The sequence below is a fragment of the Arthrobacter sp. H35-D1 genome (assembly GCF_030063185.1).
GTDB lineage: Bacteria > Actinomycetota > Actinomycetes > Actinomycetales > Micrococcaceae > Specibacter.
The window spans coordinates 1-25,005 of the sequence record NZ_JASISP010000017.1 but is presented as its reverse complement, the minus strand read 5'-3'; the positions used below and the strand labels follow the sequence as shown (position 1 = coordinate 25,005).

General features: G+C 61.9%; 16 protein-coding genes. 10 read left to right on the top strand and 6 right to left on the bottom strand.

All coding sequences use genetic code 11. The features are described 5' to 3' along the window. Nucleotides 1-278: 278 nt before the first annotated feature. From QMG25_RS14835 to QMG25_RS14825, 3 genes are all read right to left on the bottom strand, one after another. On the bottom strand, nt 279-5,774 hold the full coding sequence (locus tag QMG25_RS14835; RefSeq protein WP_502866421.1) for a DUF4082 domain-containing protein: 5,496 nt from the start codon (nt 5,772-5,774) through the stop codon (nt 279-281). A 250-nt stretch (nt 5,775-6,024) separates the two neighbouring features. Then, a complete protein-coding gene (locus QMG25_RS14830; RefSeq protein ID WP_283461548.1) occupies nt 6,025-8,016 on the bottom strand; it encodes a penicillin-binding transpeptidase domain-containing protein in 1,992 nt (663 codons plus the stop codon). Between the two features lie 121 nt (nt 8,017-8,137). Next, on the bottom strand, nt 8,138-8,608 hold the full coding sequence (locus QMG25_RS14825) for a MarR family winged helix-turn-helix transcriptional regulator (RefSeq protein ID WP_283461546.1): 471 nt from the start codon (nt 8,606-8,608) through the stop codon (nt 8,138-8,140). A gap of 87 nt (nt 8,609-8,695) precedes the next feature. Between QMG25_RS14825 and QMG25_RS14820 the strand changes: the two genes are divergently transcribed. Further along, the gene (locus tag QMG25_RS14820) at nt 8,696-10,960 is read left to right on the top strand and encodes an MMPL family transporter (protein ID WP_283461544.1); all 2,265 of its coding nucleotides are present in this window, start codon (nt 8,696-8,698) and stop codon (nt 10,958-10,960) included. Nucleotides 10,961-11,028: 68 nt separating this feature from the next. Here QMG25_RS14820 and QMG25_RS14815 read toward each other — a convergent pair whose 3' ends face one another. Beyond that, nucleotides 11,029-12,615 (bottom strand): ABC-F family ATP-binding cassette domain-containing protein, encoded by a 1,587-nt coding sequence (locus tag QMG25_RS14815; RefSeq protein WP_283461542.1) that lies wholly within the window; start codon nt 12,613-12,615, stop codon nt 11,029-11,031. Between the two features lie 409 nt (nt 12,616-13,024). On the opposite strand from QMG25_RS14815, the gene QMG25_RS14810 reads away from it, so the two are divergent. The 3 genes from QMG25_RS14810 (at nt 13,025) to QMG25_RS14800 (ending at nt 15,263) form a co-directional block, all read left to right on the top strand. Further along, nucleotides 13,025-13,744, top strand: a complete 720-nt coding sequence (locus tag QMG25_RS14810; RefSeq protein ID WP_283461649.1) for a dienelactone hydrolase family protein — start codon at nt 13,025-13,027, stop codon at nt 13,742-13,744. A 175-nt stretch (nt 13,745-13,919) separates the two neighbouring features. After that, complete coding sequence (locus tag QMG25_RS14805) at nt 13,920-14,906, top strand: diaminopimelate dehydrogenase (RefSeq protein ID WP_283461540.1); 987 nt, start codon at nt 13,920-13,922, stop codon at nt 14,904-14,906. A gap of 108 nt (nt 14,907-15,014) precedes the next feature. Beyond that, nucleotides 15,015-15,263 (top strand): hypothetical protein, encoded by a 249-nt coding sequence (locus tag QMG25_RS14800; RefSeq protein ID WP_283461538.1) that lies wholly within the window; start codon nt 15,015-15,017, stop codon nt 15,261-15,263. Nucleotides 15,264-15,367: 104 nt separating this feature from the next. Here the strand turns inward: QMG25_RS14800 and QMG25_RS14795 are convergent, their stop codons facing one another. Further along, complete coding sequence (locus QMG25_RS14795) at nt 15,368-15,625, bottom strand: metal-sensitive transcriptional regulator (protein ID WP_283461537.1); 258 nt, start codon at nt 15,623-15,625, stop codon at nt 15,368-15,370. A 158-nt stretch (nt 15,626-15,783) separates the two neighbouring features. Between QMG25_RS14795 and QMG25_RS20605 the strand changes: the two genes are divergently transcribed. From QMG25_RS20605 to QMG25_RS14780, 4 genes are all read left to right on the top strand, one after another. Next, a complete protein-coding gene (locus tag QMG25_RS20605; protein ID WP_502866420.1) occupies nt 15,784-15,960 on the top strand; it encodes a DUF8730 family Cys-rich protein in 177 nt (58 codons plus the stop codon). 93 nt (nt 15,961-16,053) lie between these two features. Further along, nucleotides 16,054-17,451, top strand: coding sequence for an MBL fold metallo-hydrolase (locus tag QMG25_RS14790; RefSeq protein WP_283461535.1), 1,398 nt, complete (start codon nt 16,054-16,056; stop codon nt 17,449-17,451). A 213-nt stretch (nt 17,452-17,664) separates the two neighbouring features. Then, nucleotides 17,665-17,919, top strand: coding sequence for a hypothetical protein (locus QMG25_RS14785; protein ID WP_283461533.1), 255 nt, complete (start codon nt 17,665-17,667; stop codon nt 17,917-17,919). 10 nt (nt 17,920-17,929) lie between these two features. Next, a complete protein-coding gene (locus tag QMG25_RS14780; protein WP_283461531.1) occupies nt 17,930-18,832 on the top strand; it encodes an FHA domain-containing protein in 903 nt (300 codons plus the stop codon). Nucleotides 18,833-18,934: 102 nt separating this feature from the next. Here the strand turns inward: QMG25_RS14780 and QMG25_RS14775 are convergent, their stop codons facing one another. After that, nucleotides 18,935-20,566 carry a DHA2 family efflux MFS transporter permease subunit gene (locus tag QMG25_RS14775; RefSeq protein ID WP_283461529.1) on the bottom strand — a complete coding sequence of 544 codons (1,632 nt, stop codon included), beginning with the start codon at nt 20,564-20,566 and terminating at the stop codon, nt 18,935-18,937. 193 nt (nt 20,567-20,759) lie between these two features. On the opposite strand from QMG25_RS14775, the gene QMG25_RS14770 reads away from it, so the two are divergent. Together QMG25_RS14770 and QMG25_RS14765 are read left to right on the top strand one after the other, a co-directional pair. Beyond that, nucleotides 20,760-24,257 (top strand): DEAD/DEAH box helicase, encoded by a 3,498-nt coding sequence (locus QMG25_RS14770; protein ID WP_283461527.1) that lies wholly within the window; start codon nt 20,760-20,762, stop codon nt 24,255-24,257. A 292-nt stretch (nt 24,258-24,549) separates the two neighbouring features. Further along, nucleotides 24,550-24,879 carry a hypothetical protein gene (locus tag QMG25_RS14765; RefSeq protein ID WP_283461525.1) on the top strand — a complete coding sequence of 110 codons (330 nt, stop codon included), beginning with the start codon at nt 24,550-24,552 and terminating at the stop codon, nt 24,877-24,879. The last annotated feature ends 126 nt before the right edge of the window (nt 24,880-25,005 follow it).

Genomic DNA, 25,005 nt, shown 5'->3' with positions numbered 1-25,005 from the left:
AAGCCTGATCGTTGCTGATCCCATACCCTCCCATGGAAGCAGACAGTGGCGTAATTCTGGCCCGATGCCCAGTGTTTGCACCAAACGAAGCGTGACGCCTCTTGTGCTGTCGCTTCTTGTATTGTCGTTGCAGGAAGAGTCCCAACCGCGGAGTCCTCTATCCGGCAGACAGACGTGGGAAACAACAGCTGGAGTCACCACCTGCTTGCCCCTCGACCTGTTCGCCATGAGCGCCGCTTTTCTGGCACATCGTCCACCAGCAGCGTGGAGCTTTTCGACTAGGGCTCAGCGGGGGTAAAAAGCACGTCGACAAAGTAGTTTGTTGAATTCCAACTGTTGATGGGCATTCCTCCGCCTGTCCCATAGAAGTACTTTCCGTTGTTGCCTGCAGCCACGGACAGCTGGCCCTTGGAGAACGGTGCGGCAAAGAACGCAACGGTTGACGAGTAGCGGCCATTCGGCGCGTAGTAAGAGACCGTGTACGTCGTGTCGGCTGCCAGGTCCAGGGGCGTGGCCAGCGTGGCACTCTGCCACCCGTTTAAGGTTTCACCGGCGAACTGCACCGTTGCCAGTCTCACCCCGGAATCGTTCCAGATGGATCCGGTGTGTACTCCTGTATTACCGACGCCCTTGAAGAAGCGGATGGCAGTCACTGTCCCGGAGCTTGCCGGAGTGAAGGCAACACCCAATTCAATGGCCGCTGAGTCACCGGAGTTGGAGAGTGTTTCTGGAACCAAAGCTCCGAACATCGACTGGCTGCCAGGAGCTGAGGACTCACCAACTGTGCCAAACTGCCAGTCCACATCCGCCAGTTCCGCCCCCTGCGTGGACACCAAGCTTGCCAGCACCACTGAGATCGTGGCACCGCTTGGAAGAGCGCTGGCTGGACTGAACGTGATTGTCTTCGAATCCGGGGAAAGCGTCGTCGTTCCGGAGAGAACCGTGGCTCCGTCCTTGAGCGTTGCGGTGAAGCCTGCCGCCAAAGGTTCGGAGAACGTGGCCTTGACGAGTACGTCCGCGGGCTGGCCCATCGCCCCGGGAACCGGAGATCGGCTGGTGACTGCCAGCGGGGGCGCTGCGGGTTCGAAGACGACGTCGACGAGGTAGCTGGCGGAAGAACCGTTGACGGGGTAGTTGGAACCATAGGAGTAAACCGCAGAGCCCGCAGAAACATGCAACGGCCCCACCGTCACATTCGCCCCATACTCCCCCGGAGTGGACGAATACGTGCCCACCGCGTTGCTATACGCCGCCGTGTACTCAGCACCACCGGTCACCTCCACCGGAGTCGCGAACGTTGCTATCTGCCAGCCCGTGGTTGTTTCACCGGTAAACACCACCGAAGCCAACACCGACCCGTCAGCCTTGTACAAATACCCCGTATGAGTACCAGTATTGCCAGGACCCTTGTAGAACTTCACCCCAGTTATAGTCCCGTTGCTCGAGGCACTGAACTTCACACCCAAGGACAACGCCGTTCCATCAGCAATCGACAGCACGCTCGGTACAGCACTGTCCTGATACAAACCACACGGACAACCCACCGAATCAGGCTTCACCGTGCCAAAGGACCAACTCCCGCCAGCAGTCAGCGCACCCCCGCCAACCGCCGTCGCACTCAACGTCGCCACAAACTTCGTCGACTCCGCCAACGCCGCCCCCGGAACAAACGACGCCACCCGCGACACAGGATCAAAGGAAGTACTCCCAGCCACCGAAACACCAGCCGCCGTCTTAAGCACAATACCCACGCTCGACGGCACTACATCCTTCGACAACACAGCACTGACAGCACTCGAAACAGCAACACTCCCAGCACCATCAACAGGCACCTGACCTGTTGCGGACAACGGCATCACTGCGGGTTCGAAGACCACGTCAACGAGGTAGCTGGCGGAAGAACCGTTGACGGGGTAGTTGGAACCATAGGAGTAAACCGCGGAGCCCGCAGAAACGCGCAACGGCCCCACAGCGACATCCCCGCCATACTCCCCCGGATTCGCCGAATATGTGCCCACCGGGTTGCTGTAAGCCGCCGTGTACTCAGCACCGCCGGTCACAGCCACCGGAGTCGAGAACGTTGCTATCTGCCAGCCCGTGGTTGTTTCACCGGTAAACGCCGCCGAAGCCAGCACCGACCCGTCAGCCTTGTACAGGTACCCGGTGTGAGTGCCAGTGTTGCCGGGGCCCTTGTAGAACTTCACCCCTGTCACCGTCCCATCAGAGGCGGCGCTGAACTTTACGCCCAGGGACAGCGGTGTCCCATCGGCTATGGAAAGCACGCTCGGTACTGCACTGTCTTGGTACAAACCGCACGGACAATCCACCGAATCAGGCTTCACCGTGCCAAAGGACCAGCTTCCCCCGGCCGCAAGTGCCTCGCCATCCCCCGTTGCCGCACTCAAGGTCGCCACATACTTCGTCGACTTCGCCAACGCCGCCCCCGGAGCGAATGACGCCACCCGGGTCACAGCGTTATAGGAAGTGCTTCCAGCCACCGAAACACCAGCCGCCGTCTTCAGCACGATGCCCACGCTCGACGGCACTGCATCCTTCGACAACACAGCACTGACAGCAGTCGATACCGGAACACTGCCGGCACCATCGGCAGGCACCTGGCCTGTTGCGGACAACGGCATCACTGCGGGTTCGAAGACGACGTCGACGAGGTAGCTGGCGGAAGAACCGTTGACGGGGTAGTTGGAACCATAGGAGTAAACCGCAGAGCCCGCAGAAACATGCAACGGCCCCACCGTCACATTCGCCCCATACTCCCCCGGAGTGGACGAATACGTGCCCACCGCGTTGCTATACGCCGCCGTGTACTCAGCACCACCGGTCACCTCCACCGGAGTCGCGAACGTTGCTATCTGCCAGCCCGTGGTTGTTTCACCGGTAAACACCACCGAAGCCAACACCGACCCGTCAGCCTTGTACAAATACCCCGTATGAGTACCAGTATTGCCAGGACCCTTGTAGAACTTCACCCCAGTTATAGTCCCGTTGCTCGAGGCACTGAACTTCACACCCAAGGACAACGCCGTTCCATCAGCAATCGACAGCACGCTCGGTACAGCACTGTCCTGATACAAACCACACGGACAACCCACCGAATCAGGCTTCACCGTGCCAAAGGACCAACTCCCGCCAGCAATCAGCGCACCCCCGCCAACCGCCGTCGCACTCAACGTCGCCACAAACTTCGTCGACTCCGCCAACGCCGCCCCCGGAACAAACGACGCCACCCGCGACACAGGATCAAAGGAAGTACTCCCAGCCACCGAAACACCAGCCGCCGTCTTAAGCACAATACCCACGCTCGACGGCACAACATCCTTCGACAACACAGCACTCACAGCACTCGAAACAGCAACACTCCCAGCACCATCAACAGGCACCTGACCAACCGCCGTCAACGGGGAAGTGTCGGTGCTTTCGAAGATGGCATCCACAAAGTAGTTGCTGTTTTCGAAGCTGTCCGTGGGGAAGCTTGAGTTGGTGTTGTAGACACCGGCCGGTGCAGCACCAAAGCCGCCCGCCGCCGTCAGTGGCACGCTGTCCATTCCCTTGTAGTCCCAGTACCCTGTGGCGTACGAATAGCGCCCGTTGGGTGCGTTGTACGACACGACGTAGCTTTCTCCCGCTGTCACCTTCACGGGCGTCACGAAACGGCTGCTTTGCCATCCGCTGGACGATTCGTTGGCGAAGGCAAGTGTTGCAAGCTCAGTTCCGGCTGCGTCCCACACCTTTCCCGTGTGAATGCCTGTGTTGGCTGCGCTCTTGTAGAAACGAACACCTGAAATGTAGCCGTTTTCGGTGGGTGTGAAGCGCAGTCCAAGAACGGTGTTCCCGGCATCCTGCGAGTCAATCGTCGCGGGGACTTCATTGCCAAAAACACTGTACGGCCCGTCAACCTGCAGCTGGACTGCCGTGGGGGTTGCCGGGTAGTTGGCGCTGTCGTCAATGCCGCGCACCAGAATGTTCCGGGCCCCCTTGCCGTGCTGGACATAGCTGTAGCTCCAGTTGCCGGTGCCGGTCGCCGGGTGCCAGCTGGTGCCGCCGTTGGTGGAAACTTCGACGCCGGACACCACGCCGCCGCTGTCCGTTGCCGTTCCGCTCAGGGTCACGTTGTCGCCATTGGCCACAGTGGTGCCGTTGGCCGGGCTGGCCACCGACACCACGGGTGCCGTGGTGTCGGTGCTGGCCGAGGCGGCGACCAATGCAGGGTCAAGGGTTGCCGGCTGGGCGCCCATGTCCGCCAAGAGGTTCACTTGGGCCTGGCGCATGCGCGGGTCGGCCGGGGCACCATTGCCATCATGGGTTTGGTCCAAGCCCCAGGACCATTGCACACTCCCGGCAGAGAAGATCAAGGCGCCCGAGGGATTCTTGTACAAGGTGATGTTGTGCGTGGTGGTTCCCGGGAGAACGGCATTTCCGTAGTCCTGCAGGTACTGCGGGGTTTCGCCCACGGTTGTTGAGAGCCGTATCAGCCCGGCTGGCCGGAAGCCATTGTCCAGGTCCTCGTTGGATTCATAGCCCACAGTATGCGGAGCCAAAGCTTGTTTCGTGCCGGCCGCCATGGACGTCAGCGTCGTGTTCCGCCACAATCGGGTCTTGCCCTCGGCCGCAGACACCGTCACGGGAAGATCCGTGTAGTTGGCCATGTAGATGGTGCCGCTGAGTGCGTTTTCCGGCATTCCTCCACCATTGGCTGCTGAGGCAAAGCGGGGATCACGCCACGTGCCGGTCCATTCAGGCGATGGATCAATTTTGGCGTTCGACCAGGTCTCCTTGTACGAGGTGATGGTGCGGTAATCCGTGTTGTCGGTCGTGGAGGGTTCGTAGCGGGTGCGCCAGTAATCGTCGTTGCCGGAGAGGAACTGCAGGTTCACCCCCGCGTCGGCGGCAGCGGAAATGTTGGCCCGCTGCGCCCCGGACCAGTATTCGTCGTGGCCCACGGAAAGGAACACCTTGTGGTTTTTCAGCAGGGTCCCGTGCCTGTCGGTGTCGACGCCGGAAATGTAGGTGGTGTCGTAGCCGTTTTGTTCAAGGAACCTGACCATGGCGTATTCGCTGGCAAAGTAGGCGTCCCGCCCGCCAACGTCGCCTCGAGTGACAACGGGGCGGTTGTAACTGATCTTGAACGCCCGGCCAATGGAGGCGCCCTGGTAAAAGTCCGCGCCTCCATAGCTGTTGTAGGCCTGCCAGGTGGGATCGGAGGTTTGAAAAACCACCTTCGCGTGGCTGGAATCGTCGCGGACTATGAAGGTGACGTGGCTTGCATTGCCGTTGTCCTTGCGTGTCAGCAAGGCAATATAGACACCGGAGACCGCGTTTGCCGGGACTGCCCAGGACGCCGACAGGCCCCAAGTTCCACAGTCATAGAGTTGGGTTTCAATATCAGAGAGGCACTCCGGCTGTATCTGCGGCAGCGCTGCGGAGGGGTCAATGGAAGTGATCTTGCGTGCGCCAAGCCCCTGGTACCAGCCGGTGCGGTAAATATCGATCGTGTAGTCTGCAGCATCCGTCTTGATCTTGAAGCCCATGGTCTGGCCCACGTTGACGCTGATGTCGGTGGAAAATCCTTGAATGTCCGATTCCCCGGCACCGGTGACGTCCCAAATGGCGGGATCCGCGCCCGGTTTGCTGTTTTCACAGGAAATGGGGTTGCTGCCGGGGCCGCACGGATCTGCCGCCGATGCTCCGGTGACAGGACCAAGCACAAGCGACACACCAACCATGGCAAACACCGCAAACGCCGCCACCATGGCCATCCACAGCCTGGAGCGCGCCACTGATTTTCCCTGGGCACTAATGCCGGAACATGCCGCTGGATCTCTCATGAGTGGTCTTCCCCCAGTGTCACCGGCACCATTTCCGGTCCCCCTTCAACGCACAACGACAGTTGCAAACGGCAAGTGCCGACGTTTCCCGACGCTAATACCTGCCTAGCGGTTTCCGCAAGAGTGGTGGCGGGAAAGAACTACTTGGGCACAATAATGAGTAGCCCATTCCTGCCCGGGGTTACTTGGCGGCGGCAGCTTCCAGAATGGTCTTTGCCAACGGCCCGCCGGTGACGGCGCCCAGATCGCCATCCTCAACGAACACGGCGACGGCGATGTCTCCCTGTGCGGCTATGACCCACGAGTGGGTGCGCGGCGGAGCATCGCTGCCGAACTCGGCCGTGCCGGTTTTGCCGATCACTTCCGGTCCGGGCAGCCCGCCGAGCATGTCCAAGTAGCCGTCGGTGACAACGGCGCGCATCATGGTGCGCAGCTCGCCGGATTCCTTGGCGGTCAGCGCCGCACCTTCGGCAGCCTTGGCCCCGCCGTCGTGCCCGTCAACGAGGACGGGCACCACGGCGGCGCCCTTGACCACCGAGGACATCATGGCGGCCATGGCCAACGGCGAGACCTGCACCTTGCCTTGCCCGATCATGGAAGCAGCGTGTTCGGTGCCGGCCGAGTCGCGCGGCACGTTTCCGGTGAAGGCGCCCAGGCCGAGGTCGTTCGCCATGCCAATGCCCAGCGCCCCTGCCGCGTCGGCCAGCTTTTCCTGGGAGAGTTTCTCAAATTGGGAGACGAACGCCGTGTTGCAGGAATGGGCGACGGCGGATGTCAGGGATATTTCACCGGTCGCCTCGGGAGCGTAGCCGGGTGCGTTGAGGAACTTTTTGCCGTCCGCAATGTACTCCGGGGTGCAGTTCACGGTGGAGCTTGGACTCATGCCTTGACGCAGCAGTCCCAGCGAGGTGGCGATCTTAAAGGTTGAACCCGGCGCGTACTGGCCCAGGAACGCCGTGTTGTAGCTCGCACTGTCGGGGCCGTTGGCGGAAGCCACAATGGCTCCCGTGGACGGGCGCATCACCACGATGGAGCTGGGCGTCTTGACCTCGGACAGCGCATCTTCGGCAGCGCTTTGCAGCGCCGGCAACAAAGTGGTCTTGACGTCCTTGCCGTCGACGGGATCCACGGAGTAAAGGACTTTGGACGGCGGGGCGGCCGCCTCCGACGACGTCCCGGCGTCGTCGGTGGAAGTCGAATCAGCGGGTGCGGATTCCGTGGGGGTGGATACGCTTGCCGCAACGGTGCTGATGGTGATGCCCGGGTCGCCGGCGAGTTGGGCGTCGAAGGACGCCTGCAGCCCGCCGGAGCCCACCACCTGCCCGGCGACCACCTCGCCGTCGGACTTTTCAATGTCCTCGGCGGTGGCCTCATGAACTGAACCCAGAATGGCTTGGGCGAAGGTTCGTGAAGGGGCCAGCGGCTGGGTCGCGGAGGTGACAAGGATGCCCTCGACGGCGTCGAGCCTGGCCGTGTCCAGAGCGGCGAAATCCTCCGCGCGCAAGGTGATTGCATCGACAAACGCCACCGGGCCGTAGGCCTTGACCTTGGCTGCATAGGCTCCTGGATCAATGTTGACCACGGCGGCGAGCGCCTTCGCGCCGGTCTGGGCCTCGGCGTCGCTGAGACCATCCTTGTTGATGCCCACAATCTTCACGGGCCGCTCCTTGACGATGGCCTCGCCGTCGGCTGCAAGAATGTTGGCACGCCGGCCACGGGTGGTGGTGAGCTTGAGACGGTCTCCGGCAGCCAGTTTCGGCTCCACCATTTCCGGCGTCCACGCGATGGTCCAGGCCTTGCCGTCGCGCGTCATGTCCGCACTGGTTGAGTACGTCCACGGCTTTTCCAGCGTCGGGATGGCCCAGGAGTAGTCGAGGGCCACGCGGGCCGTGTCGTCGTCGGCAATTTCAACGCCTGAGACGCTGACGGTGGGCCATACCGGGTCGATGCCCTTGGAAAGTTCGGTGAGTTCCTTTTGCACCTCGGCGGCAGGCACATCAAATTTTACGTCTCCAACGGAGTGCGAGCTGAGTGCCTTGGCAAGGGCGTCGGCGGTGGAGGTGCCGTCGTCTTGCGGGGAACAGGCCGTTCCTGCCAGAACAAGACCGAGGGTGAGAAGCATGGTTGTGGCGCGGCGAATCATTGACTCCCTGACGTTGGTGTATGTATTCACACTACCCACAACCATTGCCTGTGCTGTGCTGTGCTCGTCGAGCAGGCTGCGCATCGGGCAGGCTGCGACGGGCTGGCTGCGCATCGGGCTGGCTGCGACGGTCGGCCGGCCCGGGGCCGGTCTACTCCGGCGCTTGGAGGTTCTCCGTGGCCGTTGTGGTTGCTTCCGTCATTTCAAGCAGGAACCGCTGCACCACCGCCAGCTCGGCTGGTGTGTAGTGTTCCAAGCTTCCCCCCAGCTGCACGGCCAACGGCATGAACAAGGCCCGGCCAACATTCCTGGCATGCTCGGTCATGGAGAGCTGGACTTGCCGACGGTCAACTTGGCCCCGCTGGCGGTTGACGTGACCCGAACGTTCCAGCCGATCGACCAAGGCTGTGGTTGCCGGGGAGCTGAGGTTGAGGGCTTCGCCCAGTTTTCCCGGCGTCATGGTGGTTGCCTCCCGGCTGGGACGAACGAGAAAACCCAGTGCATTGAGATCGGTGCGGTGCAGGCCGTGCAAAGTGGCGGCCCGATCAACATAGCGGTCAGACTCCAGCGTAAATTCACGCATCGCCAAGAGGAGCTCGGCATGAGGTTGTGATGGCTTCATGGCATCAATCATCCTCCCTTTCCAAGTTTCCGGATAACAATATATCTCTGTTGCCGAACCTCTTCATTATGGAAGTATTATGGCACTATGAAAACTGCTGACTGGGCGCCCAAACGGTGGCTGAGAATCCTTTTGCCGGCCATCTTGATCATCATCTGGCTTTCGATCGCCGGCATCGGCGGGCCCACCTTCGGAAAGATTTCCGATGTCTCCACCAACGACCAGGCCAGCTTTCTGCCGGCGAGTGCCGAGTCCACCGCCGTGCAGGATTGGCAGCTGCGTTTTGTGGACAGCACCGCAATTCCCGCCGTCGTCCTGCTGAGCAGCAAGGACCCGTTGACCCCGGAACAACTGGGCGAAATCGCCGCCCTGCCGGAGAAAATGGCTGCCGTCCCAGGAGTGCAGGCCCCCAAGGCGCCGGCCACTACCAGCATTGCCGGCCCCATTCCCTCGGCGGACAAGTTGGCGGTGGAGTTCCTGGTCCCCATCACCGCCACCGACGAAATAAATACGGTGGTGGCGGAACTGCGGGAGGTGCTCGAGTCCTCGGCCCCCGCGGGCATGAGCGTCTACGTCACTGGGCCCGCCGGCTTGACCGCTGATCTTGTCAACGCTTTCGCCGGCATTGACGGGGTGTTGCTGCTGGTTGCCCTGCTGGCCGTTTTTGTCATTCTGCTGGCGGTGTACCGCTCTCTGGTACTGCCGATCTTGGTGCTTTTCACCTCAGTGGTGGCCCTCTGCGCGTCCATTCTGGCCATCTACTACATGGCCAGCTGGGATTGGATCAAGCTCAGCGGCCAGAGCCAAGGCATCCTTTCCATTCTGGTGATTGGTGCGGCCACCGACTACTCGCTGCTGCTGGTGGCGCGCTTCCGTGAAGCCCTGCAGCAAGTCCAGTCGAAGTGGGCTGCGCTTGGGCGTGCCATGCGCGGCGCATGGGAGCCCATTGTCGCGTCCGGAAGCACCGTCATTTTGGCAATGCTGTGCCTGCTCTTCTCCGACCTGAACTCCAACCGCAGCCTGGGCCCCATCGCGGCCATCGGCATCTTCTTTTCCCTCGTGGCGGCCCTGACCTGCCTGCCGGCCCTGCTGGTTGCCTTTGGCCGAGTGGCGTTCTGGCCTTTCCGGCCCAAGGTGGAGCATGCGCACGGGCACAAGCACGAAGCCGTTGCCACGCCCGGAATGAGCAAGGCAACCGTGCACGACGTCGATCGCGGCCTGGCTGGAATCGGCGGGCTCTGGCGCAAGGTGGGCCTGTTGATTGCCCGCAGGCCCCGGGTTACCTGGGTGGTGACCCTGGTGCTGCTGCTGGCCGCTAGCAGCGGGGTGCTGCAACTGCAGGCCAACGGTGTTTCACAAACTGAAGTCATTTTGAGCCAAAGCAAAGCCGTGGACGGACAGAAAGCGCTCGCCAAACTCTTCGACGGCGGCAGCGGCAGTCCGGTGCTGATCATTGCGGACCAGGCCAAGGCGGACCAAGTCCTGGCGGCAGTGACCGGCACCGCGGGCATTTGCGCAGCCAGCATCTACACCGGTCCCGGCCGTCCCGGCAGCAATGCGGAACCGATGGTGCAAGACGGCAGGGTGCTGCTCAATGCGACACTGAAAGACCAAGCCGATTCCGACGCCGCGGAAAAAGTGATCGTTGACCTGCGCGAGAACTTGCCCGCCGTTGATTCCAACGTGCTGGTGGGCGGTGTCTCCGCCATTGCCTTGGACACCAACGTCACGGCGCAACGGGACCTGGTGAAGATTGTGCCGCTGGTGCTGGTGGTCATTTCCATCGTGCTGATGCTGCTGTTGCGCTCCATCGTGGCGCCGTTGCTGCTGATCGGCTCCGTGGTGCTCTCCTACGCGGCCACCATGGGCATTTCCGCGCTGGTGTTCAACCACGTGTTTGGCTTCCCCGGCGCCGATGCCACCGTGCCCCTGTTTGGCTTTGTGTTCTTGGTGGCCCTGGGAGTGGATTACAACATCTTCTTGATGACCCGGGTCCGCGAGGAATCCTTGCGGATGGGCACCCACGCCGGTGTCCTGCGCGGACTGGGCAAGACCGGTGGCGTCATCACCTCCGCCGGCGTGGTGCTGGCCGCCACCTTCGCGGCATTGGGCGTCATCCCGCTGCTGTTCCTGGCCCAACTGGCGTTCATCGTGGCGTTCGGCGTGCTGCTGGACACGGTGCTTGTGCGCTCGCTGCTGGTCCCGGCGGCGACCTACGACGTCGGAAATCGTGTCTGGTGGCCTGCCAAACGAAGCAAGTTCGGCCAGCGCGTTCCATCGCAGGATGCCCAGGCTGAGCCGCTGGAGCCCGATCCCCTGGAGCCTGAACCCGTTGAGTCTGCCCAACGCTAGGGCGACCCACGCTGGGCCCTGAGTGCCGCCGTCGTACTTTTTCCAAGGCACGACGGCGGCACCGCCTTTCAACCTCCGCTGACGGCGACGGCGCCGGGCGCTTCCGGGTTGAACACCATGCGGCGGTTGGCAATTTTGTCGGTGAAGAAGCGGTCGTGGCTGACCACCAGGACGGCGCCGGGGAAGTGCAGCAGCGCCCGCTCCATGACTTGGGTGCTGGACATGTCAAGGTGGTTGGTGGGCTCATCAAGCACCAACACGCTGGCACCCGAGAGCAGGCACTGCGCCATGGCGACGCGGGCGCGCTGGCCGCCGGAGAGGTTGCCGATGCGCTGTTTCAGGTCGGCCTCGGAGAATTGGAACATGGCCAGGAACCTGTTGACCGATTTCTTGGTCGCGGTCAGGGCCAGGCTGTCCGGCATGGCGTTGACGGCGTGCGTGACAGTATCTTCGGGGTCCAGCTGGTCGAGGACCTGGTTGTAGGAGACCAGCCCGCCGCCCTTGGCCCACGTGACGTAGCCGGAATCTGCCGGCTCCTCCCCCGTCAACGCACGCAGCAGCGTCGACTTGCCCGAGCCGTTGGCGCCCAGCACCACAATTCTGTTGCCGCGGCGAATCTCAAAGCTGAGGTCGCTGAACAAGGTGCGGTCGGCGTAGCTCTTGGTCAGCGACTCCACCCGGCACAGCACGTCCTTGACGTGCAGCCCGGCGTAAATTTCGGTGATGATCTTGTCCACGGGACGGGGCGTGCGGGACTTCTTGATTTTTGAGAGCTTGGAATCCAGGCCGCGAGAGGCAGCCTTGGCAGCCGCGCGACGGTCGGAGATCCCTTCGGCTTCGAAGGCCAGCAGCTCGGATTCGTGCACAAACTGGCTCTCGAGGCTTTTGAGCCTGAACTGCTTGGCCGTCACGTAGTCGCCAAAGTTGCCCGGGTATTCGTGCAGGTGGAAGTTCTCCACTTCGATGATGCGGGTGACCACCGCATCGAGGAACTTCCTGTCATGGGAGACGATGATGGCCGCGCCCTTGAAATTCTTGAACCAGCCTTCGAGCCATTCCACGCCAGCCACGTCAAGGTAGTTGGTGGGCTCGTCAAGGAGCAGGACGTCGGGGGCTTCAAGGAGAATCTTGGCCAAGGCGGCCCGGTTGCGCCACCCGCCGGAGAGCTCATCGATGGCGCACACGCGGTGCGCCTGGTTGAATCCAAGCGTGGTCAGGACCTTGTCGATGGAGCGCTGGTAGTCCCAACCGTCCAGCCGGTCCATATCGGCAAACAGTTCGGATTGCCGGTGGATCAGTCGGTCCATGTCGGCAGCGGACGGCTCGACGGCGAGCGCAGCGTCGATCCCGGCAAGTTCGGTTTCGATCTCCACCACGTGGGCAAACACGTCCTCCAGCACTTCAAGGATGGTGGAGCTGCCGTTGAGTTCGGAGAACTGGGAGAAGTAGCCAATTTTGGTTCCCAGCTCCACGCTGACAGTGCCGGAGTCGGGCTCCACCTGGTCCAGGACGAGCTTCAGCAGCGTGGACTTTCCCGACCCGTTGCGGCCAATCAAACCCACCCGGTCCCCGGCATCCAGCTTGAAGAACGCCTCGCGGAGCACCTGGACCTTGTCGAAGCGCACGGAAACGTCATTGAGGCGGATCAAACTCATTCGGTGATGTCCTTTATGGTTGTGCAGGAAGCTGATGGTGCGGAAAAGAAGCGCGGTAATAATACCTGCCACCATTTTACCGTTGATCCCGTGGAGAGGCTCACGCCCTGCTGCGGTCCTGCGCAGCACGGCTCGTGGTTGATCGTTGTTGATCGTGGTTGATACTGGTTCATACTGCAGCACCTGCGGGTGGACGTCCCCGGCTTACGTTCATACTGCAGCTCCTGCGAGTTACCGGCAACGCCCATCGTTCATACTGCAGCTCCTGTGAGTTACCGCCCCGAACACCCGCATCAGCTGCAGTACGAACATCGAGTGGACAGCCGCACCCGCATCAGCTGCCAAATACTTCTGGAATCATCCACCCAACAGTGCCACTGTTGGGCCATGGGAACCATGGTTGATTTCAGTGCGGCAGGAGAGCAATTTCAGGCACCCCGCGGCGGACCCGTCGGGTCCGCCGCGGGGTGCAGTGCTGGCGATCCATGAGATTTGGGGACTCCACGCGCACATTCGGGACGTGGCCGACAGGTTTGCGTCGGCCGGATACGTGGCGGTGGCCCCGGACCTCATGGGCCTGGCCGGCTTGGATGCGACGTTGCTGGCCGAACTCGGCGCCCGCCTCGCAGATCCGGCCGAGAAGTCGGATATCCAGCCCCAGATCCGGGCGGCCCTGCAGCCAATGAACGCCCCGGAGAGGGCGGCACGGATCAGGACAGGGGTCGCCGCGGCGTTTGAGCAGCTCCAGTCCTCGGCGGAGGGCGCCGGAAGAACAGCCGTGGTGGGTTACTGTTTTGGCGGCACTTACGCATTTTCCTTGGCTGTGGAGGAGCCACGGTTGGCTGCGGCCGTCCCCTTCTATGGACACGCAAGCTATTCGGTGGCCGAGCTTGCTGCCATTGCCTGCCCTGTCTTGGCCTTTTACGGCGCCGACGACTCCGCGCTGGTGAATGCCCTGCCGGAGCTGGCCGCGCGCATGAAGGAAGCAGGCGTGGACTTCCGCAACACTATTTTCGAAGGGGCCGGCCACGCGTTTTTCAATGACACCAACCCGTCTATGCACCGGCCGGAAGCGGCGCAGGCTGCATGGACGGCGACTCTGGAGTTCTTGGGGCAGCATCTCGCCTAGTGCTCCCCAGCGGCTGCCGCGGCTGCGCACCCCGGCAGGCACGCACTGAAGTTGGTTCCCGCACCGGAGTGTGCCACACAGGCGCAACTCTGCATGCGCTGCTGTACAGGAGGTACGGTGGTGGGTAGATATGCGGCCGCCAAAGAGGACGGCCCGATGAACGAATGGAGATTAGATGAGCGCGCCAATTCGCATTGGAATTGCTGGTTACGGAAACTTGGGCCGCGGCGTGGAAGCCGCCATTGCCAAGAACGCCGACATGACTTTGGTGGGCATCTTCACCCGTCGCGACCCGGCAGCGCTGACACCCCTGAATGCCGGGGCAGCCGTGCACTCCATGGACGATCTGGCAGGGCATGCGGGCGACATCGACGTGCTGATCCTGTGCGGCGGCTCCAAGTCCGACCTCCCCGAACAGGGGCCGGCCCTTGCTGCACTTTTCAACACCGTGGACAGCTTTGATACGCACGCGCGGATCCCGGAGTACTTTGCCGCTGTGGACGAGCCTGCCCTGGCCAACTCCAAGACAGCGTTGATCTCCGCCGGCTGGGACCCGGGCATGTTCTCCATCAACCGCGTCTACGGAGAGGCTTTGCTGCCCGACGGCGACACCTACACTTTCTGGGGGCGCGGACTGAGCCAGGGGCATTCGGATGCTGTCCGCCGGGTCGACGGCGTGGCCGGCGGCGTGCAGTACACGCTGCCCTCGGAGACCGCCATCGAAGAGGTTCGCAGCGGCTCGCACCCCACGCTTTCCACGCGGGAGAAGCACACCCGCGAATGCTTTGTGGTGCTGGAAGCGGGCGCTTCCGAGGACGCTGTGCGCACCGAGATCGTTTCGATGCCGCACTACTTTGACCAGTACGACACCACGGTGAACTTCATTACCGCCGAAGAGTTGGCGCGCGACCACAGCTCCATGCCCCACGGCGGTTTTGTGATTCGCAGCGGCAACACCTCCGACGGGCACGCGCAGGTCATTGAGTACTCGTTGGCGTTGGAGAGCAACCCAGAGTTCACCTCAAGCGTGCTGGTGGCCTACGCCCGCGCCGTGCACCGCATGAGCGCTGCAGGCCAATTTGGCGCCAAGACCGTCTTTGACGTGGCTCCGGGCCTGTTGTCGCCGCACTCTGCCGCACAGCTGCGGGCCGACCAGCTCTAACCCCCACCCACCACCGCTCCTGCACCTTTGGGGCATTAAACGCCAATGCTCCTGCACCTTTGGGGCATTAAACGCCAATGCTCCGTCACTTGGGCGAGTTGGCGTTTAATGCCCGGAAAGTGCAGGAGCGTCTGTGGCAGCGACGCCAAGATTGTCGAGAACTGCTCGTTGCCGCTGACCGGCAGGAACGTGGTGGACCGGGTCATCACCGACTTGGCCGTGATGGATGTGAGCCGCAAGGGGCTGGTGCTTGCTGATACGGCACCCTGGGTCAGCATCAAGACTGTTCGCGCCACCACCGGCGCCCAGTTCAGCGTTTCAGCCGGCTTCGTGGAAATGAGCGCAGTGGAGCCCTGACTGGCTGGGCTCGATACGGAGGGCAGCTCGGCTCCGAAGGCGCAGGAGCGTTGGGGGTTAATGCCCCGAAAGTGCTGGAGCGTCTGTGTATCGAGGCTGCGGTGTTAGGCGAGGGAGAGGAAAAGCTTTTCCAGGTCGGCGCGGTCTGCCGTGGAGTCTTCACTGGCAAGGCACTGCTCAAGCCCGGTGGCGATAATGGAGAATCCCGCTCGGTCTATGGCCTTGGACGCTGCGGCCAGCTGGGTTACCACCGCCTTGCAGTCGCTGCCTTCCTCCAACATGCGAATGACGGCATTGAGCTGCCCCTGCGCCCGCTTAAGCCTGTTGATGGCTGGTTTCATCTCGTCTGCCTCCAGCTGCATGGCTGCCTCCTTTTTGCTTCTCGTGTGCACAACCCTATACCCCTGGGGGTTTACGAACTGCGACAAACACTAACTTAAATACCCCTAGGGGTATATGGAACACTCAGTTGAAACGGTCGCCGCACCGCTGGTGCCGCCCCAAGCTGAGGAGAAAACAGATGTGCCGTGCAGTAACATGCCGTAAGTGCCAAAAGATAACGTGGGCCGGCTGCGGCCAGCACGTGGACCAGGTCATGAGCCATGTCCTCCGGGCCGAGCGCTGCACCTGCGATAAGAACACACCCGAGTCGCCCGCAAAAAGCACCAACTGGTTGGCACGCCTGTTCGGGCGCTAGACACTGGCCACATTACCCCCGGGGGTATTATGCTTTACCTGGGATCTGACATCCTTGGGGGTATAAAATCACTTGACGAAATGTAGGAGTGACATGCTTCTCGAACGTATTTATGACGAAGATCTAGCCCAAGCCAGCTACTTCATTGGCTGCCAGGCCAAGGGTGAAGCCATGGTGGTGGACGCCCGCCGTGACATCGATGTGTACCTGCGCCTTGCTGCCGCCAATGACATGAAAATCGTGGCTGTCACCGAGACCCACATTCACGCCGACTACCTCTCCGGAACCCGCGAACTGGCTGCGGCGACGGATGCTTCCATCTATCTTTCCGCAGAAGGCGGGGAAGATTGGCAATACGGATTCGACGGCGTGAGGATGTTCGACCAAGACACCATCCCACTCGGAAACATCACTCTGAGCGCAGTGCACACCCCGGGCCACACCCCGGAACACTTGTCTTTCCTCATCACGGACGGCGCCTTCAGCGACCAGCCGGGCTTCCTGCTCTCCGGCGACTTCGTTTTCGTGGGCGACCTGGGCCGCCCCGACTTGCTGGATGAAGCTGCTGGCGGGGTCGACACCCGCTTTGTCGGCGCGCACGACACTTTCGTGTCGCTGAAGGAGAAGTTCCTGACCCTGCCCGACTATGTCCAGGTTTATCCCGCCCATGGCTCCGGAAGCGCCTGCGGGAAGTCGCTTGGCTCCATCCCCTCCACGACGGTTGGCTACGAACGCCGATTTTCCTGGTGGGGCCACTACCTGGAGGCCAACGACGAGGCCGGATTCACCAAGGAATTGCTCGATGGGCAGCCCGACGCACACGCGTACTTCGCCCGCATGAAGCAGCAGAACCGTCAGGGACCCGTCATCTTGGGTGCACGCGAGCCCCTAACCGAACTCCCCACGGCCCAAGTTGCGGACCGGATGGCAACCGATGAAGTCAGCTTGGTGGACACCCGCCACCACAGCGTGGTTCACCAGGGCACTGTGCGCGGGTCGGTGAATATTCCGGCGGGAGCCAAGGTGGCAAGCTACGGCGCGTGGGCACTTGACCCCGAAGTTGCCGACAGGCCCGTGGTCCTGTTGGCTGCAGACCAGGAATCGGCGATGGACTTGTGGGACCATCTGGTCCGCGTGGGCATCGACTTGGTTGCCGGCTACATCACGTCTTTTGAAGGACTGCCGCTCTTCGTCCCGCGCACAATCTCCCCGGCGGAGCTGGAAGGCTTCAACACCGAACTGCTCCTGGATGTCCGCACCAAAACCGAGCACGCGGCCGGAGACATCCCGGGGTCCGAGCAGTTCAGCGCCGGCCGCGTCCTGTGGAACATGGAGAAGCTGCCCAGGGAAGGCACCATCGTGAGCTACTGCCAGAGCGGCGTCCGAAACTCGGTCGCAGCATCGGCACTGCGCCGGGCCGGGTTCGACGTCGTCGAACTTGTTGGCAGCTACGCGGGCTGGATCGACTGGCACCAGTCGCAGAACGCCTGATTCCGGCGATCTCCCGCTGAAATCAGTTCAACCAATTAACTTCCATGAAGAAGTAATTAGATTTTTTAACTAGGTCTATTATTCTTCATCACCAAGCACTATGGTTGCAGCAAGTGCACGACCCGGATCCAGGGAATGCCACCCCTGCTCCAGTCAAGACACCCCTGTTGTGCGATCAGCACAGGCAGCAAATAGCTTGAAGGGACAGCAGCCATGACTGACAACCAACCAGTAGCCGAAGATTTCCGGTCCGTTCCCGTGAGCGACTGGTCGGATCTGGGCCAACAGCTCTGGTCCTATCTGACTGGCCGTGGAGCAGTGGTCAACTACAGCTTCATGGACATGAGCGTGGAAGTGCCCCGGGACATTGGTCCGGATGCGCCACGGGCCACCTGGAAGTTCAATGGGACGCTGCGGGTTACCACCAGCGACAATGAGAGCGCCCCCTCCGCCGATTCCAAGCACTAGGTGCGGGGCCATGCGCTTCGACATTGATCTTGAGTTTTCGGCCGAACTGCCGGCCGAGGACGGCAAGGAAGCAGCCTCGGTCAACGGCAGCATCAAGGCTGCCGGCCAAGAGATTAACATCCACACCGACAACGCAGCACTTTTTCGGCTCGGTTCCCGGAGGCATATAACTGTCATCAGGAAATTGGCTAAATCCTTGGCCACGCGTGGAATTGTTGTGAACGTGTCCCTTCCGGAAGGGACGATTGTCAGCATGGGTGCCGTGTCGGTCTCCCCGTTGCAACGCCTCATGTCGACCTCGCCCCACATCAAGCCGGGGAAGTCGAACACCTGGGCCACCGTCATCAAGGCCCAAGCCCACAGCGGACTGCAGGGGCGCATGCTTCCGCCGCCCACACCATTTCCGCTCTCGCCAACGTTCCAGCGGCGGTATCGAATGAAACCCACCACCACCCACTACGCCCGCGGAGGTGGCAGGCCCCGGCTGATCTTTGTCCGGGACAGCGAGACTTGGGATGGCCGTGCACCCAAGGAGTTCAACCTCACCGAGGAAACCACTGTCATTGGCAGTGGAGCCGACGCGACCCTCAAGTTGCCGGAATTGCCTGCCGCGCAGGGCCGCATAGTGCACACCGACGACGACGAGTACGTCTTCTTTCCCGCTGAGCCGGCTTCTTCCGAAGCGCCTGGACGAATTCTGCGAACCGGGGCACGGATCCTGCTGGGGCCATGGCGGATGGTCTTTTTCCGGGAGGAATATGCAGATCACGGCCGCCCCTTTGGCGGCAGGACGGGCGGCGAATTCTCGAAAGTGCAACGCCCGCAATTTGATCCCCGGAAAGGCCAGTTTGAGTACGACGCCATCTCCGGGCTGGGCGATCCCCGCCGGGTTGAGTACAACGACCAAGACTAGCCCGCAAAACCATGGCACCTGCACAGTCAAGCCCCTGCGCAGGTGCCATGGTTTCTGCCTTGCTCATTCAAGCTGGCCCACAGGCATGCCTCGCGAAGACTTTCAGTCTGAAATGACCTGTTCTTCCGCGGGTTCCTGATCCAACCCGCGCCCCGGATCCGTCCGCGGATCGACCCTGCCCAGTGACAGCGTGGCCAACAAGCCGAGCGTCAGGAAGCCTGCGGCAAAGTACGCCGAAAACTTTGTCCCGTCGGAGAAGGCCATGCGCGCGGCATTTGCAGCAGCTTGGGTTGACGGTTCCTTGTCCAGCCCCTTGATGGCCGCCCCGGAGCTTTCCACCACTGCCGAAACAATCTTTGCCCTGGCAGCTGCCGGCACGTTTTGTTCTTCCAGGGAGTTTCCCAACTGCACTGTGGCTGTGGTGAACAAGACAGTTCCGAGAATCGCGATCCCCAGTGCCGAACCCACTTGCCGCGCAGTGCTTTGAGTTCCGGAAGCTTGGCCGCTCTTAAGCTGTGGGACGTCCTTGAGCACCACACCAGTCAGCTGCGCAGTGGCCAGCCCCACCCCAAGCCCGTAAATGAACAGGAAGGGCACAAGCGCGCCCCATGGCGTGGTGGAACTAATGACCAAGCCCAGAAACGCCACTCCGACGATCTCCAAGGCAATACCGGCGCGGACAATCACGACAGCTTCGACCTTGTTGCCGAAGGCTCCGGCAAAACCACTCGCTGCGAATGATCCCGCAGCCAGCGGCAGCAACAGCAGCCCGGTTTGCAGTGCAGAAAATCCCAATACATTCTGCAGCCAAATGGGCAGCGAAAGGATGATCCCGAACTCTCCCAGACTAACGATCATGGCCGCGATGTTGCCGTTGCGGAACGACGGGATGGAAAAAAGACTGAAGTCCAGCATGGTGCTGGCCCCTCGACGGGACCGGGAACGGCCCAAAGTAATAAAGAGCACCAGCGATAGCACGCTCACGGCGAAGGCAAGCGGCACCGGGGAGAGACTCAAGGGCCAGCTCCACGCACCCACGATGAAGGGGTTGTGCACCAGCCACCAGCCGTAGTTTCTTCCCTCAATCAGACCAAAAACGAGTGAGGCGCTGGCCAGCACGGAGAGCATCGCACCAATGGCGTCGATGCGTTTGGTGGACCCCGTGTCACGAGATTCCTCCACGGCGAACAGCGTTCCCACCACAACGATGACACCGAGTGGAATGTTGATGCCGAAGGCCCATCGCCAAGAATACGCGGTGGTCAGCCAGCCGCCCAGCAAAGGACCCACAGCTGACATCCCCCCAATGGTGGAGCCCCAGACGGCAAAGGCCAAGGCCCTTTCCTTGCCCCTAAACGTGGCATTGATGATCGAGAGTGTGGCAGGAAGGACCATGGCCCCGCCAATGCCCTGCAGGATCCTGGAACTGATGAGGAGATTCCCGCTTTGGCTTGTCGCCGCGAGTATCGACGCCAAGGCAAAGATGCTGACGCCAAGGATGAGGAGCCGGCGTCGTCCGAATCTGTCGGCCAGCACCCCAAAGACCAGCAACAGTGCAGCAAAAACCAACGTGTACGACTCTTGAATCCATTGGACCTGGGTGGACGTCGCCCCGAGGTCGTCCACGATCGAGGGAATCGCAACGTTGACAATTGTGGAGTCGACGATGATCAAGGATACGGCGAGGCTGATGAAGACCAGCCCGACCCATCTTCTCTTTGAGTCTGTTTGCATCGGAAGGCACCATTCCTTGCGCATCAAAATAAATTACTTAGATAATCGTATTACTAACTCATCGAATCATCAATGATTCGGGCAGGGTGATGGCTCGTTCACCGAATGTGAAGAGTGGCTCTTGCCGGAGGGCAGTCCCACGGAACGCGGGTCCAAGCAGTGGGAAGTCACACCCTGCCGTTATCGTTAATACATGGTTTCTTCCCCCACCTCAACGGTGCTCCTTCCAACGATCAGCACGCAGGCAATCGCCGCATTGGTTGGCACGCTCTCACTAGATCGCGGCCGCGCGTACTCGCTAAGCCAGCGGGTCCAGACAATGCAGTGGGATGCTGATGGACTGACACTGACGGGACTGGTGGCTGGAAGCCAACAAGCCGCTTATGGCACCGCTGCCATCTTCCACAAGGGCCAGCGCGGGATCCAGCTCGACTACGGAATCTGCACCTGCCCCGTCCAGGCCAACTGCAAGCATGTTGCAGCATTGTTGTTGACGGCCGATGCCATGCGCGCCGAAGCCAGTTTGGGTTCCGGGGCGGGCGACAAACCAGTGCCGGAAAAGTGGGAACGGCAATTGGCGGCAATTCTGCCTTGCGAGCCGGAGGAGGCTGCTCATCGCGGCCGCGCCCATCCCGCATCCCCCGGCCAGGTGGTCACCAAGCTGATGCCCATGGCATTGCAATTTGAACTTTTCACAGAACCCGCGAACCCCTATTCCCGCTACCGTGCGGCGGCACTTGTGCAGGAGGAGGACCCGGCGCACGTTGAATTGCGTGTCCGCCTGGTTGCCTTGAACGACGCCGGCAAATGGGTGCGCGGCAATCTGACCTGGGACAAGCTTGGCTACGACCACTACAGCCACGGACTAAACCCGGCACACTGGAACTGGATGGTCGTTTTTCATGCGTTGGCGCGCGCTGGAACTCCCTCCTACGCCAACACCGGTCGGTGGATCAACGTGGAGAAGTTCAATTCCGCATTGTTGTGGCAATTGCTGGGGCAGGCCCGCCAGGTCGGCATCCAGTTTGTTGGCTCCAGGAAAGCCGTCACCATTTCCGTCCACGAGGAAGCCGTCGTCGGGCTGGACGTACTGGCACAGGCCGACGGCGCCCTCCGTCTCCTTCCGCGCGCAGAGTCCGACGGCGTCGCGTTGGACCCTGCCGCCGTTGGCATGGTGGGCTCGCCGGCGCATGGGCTGTTTTGGTGGGACAGCGGCAAGGGCAACGAACCCTCCCTGCAGAAGGTCCTGGCAAAGTCCAACATTTCCTTGGCTCCTGTTTCCCATGCTGTCAGCAACACCGTGCACGCCCTGGTGGACGGTCGCACCGCCGTGGAGATTCCGCCGTCCGGCAGAGAACGCTTCATGGGGAGCTATTACCCGTTGCTGCGCCAGGGCTTGGTCTCCACAGGGGAACTGGTCTCCAGCGACGGCTCGGCGGACCTTCCGGAACTCAAGGACCCGGACCTGGTGGTCACGGCAGTCCATACCCCCGCGCCGAAGGATGCCGGTGACAACAAACTTGGGAGAAAATCCAAGGGCGGCGCCACGCAACCGCAAGGCGGCCCAGGGCTGGAATTGCACTGGCACTGGGAATACCTTGTGGACGGCGCAGTGGCGCGGCGCCCCATGGTGGCCGACCACAGTGGCTACCGGGATGCTGCCTTTGAAACACGGCTCCTTGCGGAGGTTTCCGCGCTGCTGGAACCGTTCCCGGCAGCGGTCCAGGAACCGTTCCCGCATGCGCCGAGCCTGTACCCGGGCAGCAATGCACCTGTCCGCTTGAAGGACGTGGCGGCGGCGCGTTTCAGCACGGAGGCGCTGCCGGCGCTGGCCATCCTTGAGCACGTCCGGGTGGACACCAGCGGGATCGCACCGGACTACACCGAGCTGACGGCAACCCCGCAAATCGGTATCAGCACCACCGGAACGGACAACCGCGACTGGTTTGATTTGGGCGTCACTGTCAAGATCGACGGCACCGAGGCGCCTTTCGACCAACTGTTCCGGGCGCTGGCCGACGGCGAGGAACACTTGATGCTGCCCAACGGGCACTACTTCTCTCTTGACCAGGCCGAGTTCCAGCAGCTGCGCACCCTCATCGAGGAGGCACGCTCCCTGCAGGAACCCGGTGAAAGCTTGAAGATCAGCCGTTATCAGGCCGGGCTGTGGGACGAACTGGCCGAGCTGGCCGCCACGTCCGAGCAGGCCGAGGCTTGGCGTACACAGGTGTCGGGGCTGTTGGAGCTCTCCGGCGTGGAGCCCGTGCCGGTCCCCGCCAGCCTGCAAGCATCGCTGCGCCCCTACCAGCACGAGGGGTTCAACTGGTTGGTGTTCCTGCATGAAAACGGGCTGGGCGGTGTGCTTGCCGACGACATGGGGTTGGGCAAGACCCTGCAAACCCTTGCGCTGATTTGCCACGCCCAAGCGATGGCCGGCGCCGATACGAATGCCTCGCCGTTCCTGGTGGTGGCTCCCACTTCGGTGGTGCCGAACTGGGCGGCGGAAGCCGCTCGTTTTGCCCCAAGCCTGCGGACCACGGCCGTGACGGACACCCTCACCCGCAGCAAAACGGAACCGGCTGAGCTGGTGGCCGGAGCCGACGTCGTCGTAGTTTCCTATACGCTGTTCCGGCTCGACTACGACGCCTACGCGAGGCAGGAGTGGTCCGGGCTGATCCTTGACGAGGCCCAATTCGTAAAGAATCCCGCCACGCACGCCAGCCGCAACGCCAGGATGTTCCCGGCGCCCTTCAAGCTGGCCATCACCGGCACACCCATGGAAAACAACTTGATGGAGTTGTGGTCGCTCTTTGCCATCACGGCGCCCGGGCTCTTCCCTTCCTCGAAGAACTTTGCCGACTACTACAGCAAGCCAGTTGAAAAGGAGGGCGACGCTGACAAGCTGAAGCAGCTCCGACGCCGGATCCGCCCCTTGATCATGCGGCGCACCAAAGATGCCGTCGCCAAGGATCTCCCGCCCAAGCAAGAACAGGTTCTGGAACTCGAGCTGGCTCCCAGGCACCGGACCATCTACCAGCGCCATTTGCAGCGCGAACGCCAAAAGGTGCTGGGCATGCTCGGCGACATGGACAAGAACAGGTTTGCGATCTTCAAGTCGCTGACCACACTGCGCATGCTCAGCCTTGACGCGTCGCTGGTGGACAAAAAATACGCCAATGCCCCCTCCAGCAAGCTCGACGTGCTTTTCGAACAGTTGGAAGACGTGGTGGCCGAGGGGCACCGGGCGTTGATCTTCAGCCAGTTCACCAGTTTTCTGGGCAAGGCCGCCGAACGGTTGGATGCGGCGGGCATCGACTACGCCTACCTTGACGGCAAGACCCGCAAGCGCGGCGACGTCATTGAGAAGTTCAAGTCGGGTACGGCACCGGTGTTTCTGATCAGCCTCAAAGCCGGCGGGTTTGGCCTGAACCTCACCGAGGCGGACTACTGCTTTCTGTTGGATCCGTGGTGGAACCCGGCCACGGAAAATCAGGCCGTGGACCGCACCCACAGAATTGGGCAGAAAAAGAACGTGATGGTCTACCGGCTGGTCGCCAAGGACACCATCGAGGAAAAGGTGATGGCGTTGAAGGAAAAGAAAGCCAAGCTGTTCTCCGCTGTCATGGACGACGACGCCATGTTCTCCTCCGCGCTCTCCGCCGATGATGTGCGCGGCCTGTTCGACGCCTGAGCATGCTCCCTGCGGGCATTGGGTATCTCCAGCGGAGTACTCTTCGATCCACTCCGCTGGGGCACTGCCCGAGAGGGCGGCCAAAAGTTCATGTTCAACAACGTGCTCGATATCGCCGAGAGCGCGGGGACCGCCTGGGCGGGTTGTCGTTGATGATGACCCCCGCCGCGACAGGCGGGGAAAAGGGGGGGGGCTCTTGAGCCGGATCCGAAAAGGATTTCATGACCGAGATCGAGGTGCTGGCGCAGGGAGCAGCCCACGGCTTGGGGCCGGTAGTGGTGATGGCCTGGGTGTGTTGGAGGAAGCGATTCGAATCGCGATGACCGCGGTGGGGGCCTCGTTGCTGGAGGGCTTGCTGGCCGCTGATACCGGGCATCACGGTCAATGGATCCCGTGCGGTCCCGGGCACCTGGCCGGGTTCGTTTCTTACCGTGCCAAGGACATCGATACCGTGCTCGGCCCGATCCGGTTGGAACGGGCGTATTGCCACTGCCGGCAATGCCGGGCAGGAGTAGTGCCCCGCGATGCTGAACTCGGTGTCACAGGCACGTCCGTCTCGGGAGGCATGTCCTCGATGCCACCGCCGGTGCCGCGGTACCCTTGGGCCACGCTGCCGGGCTAATCAGGGGCCTGGCCGGGATCAGTCTGGGCACCAAACGCGTCGAGCGTGCCGCCGAAGCTGCCGGCGCCGCAGCCGTTTTGAAGGCTGACACCGCGGCGGTCCTGGCAGGGCGGGTCGTGCCCCTGC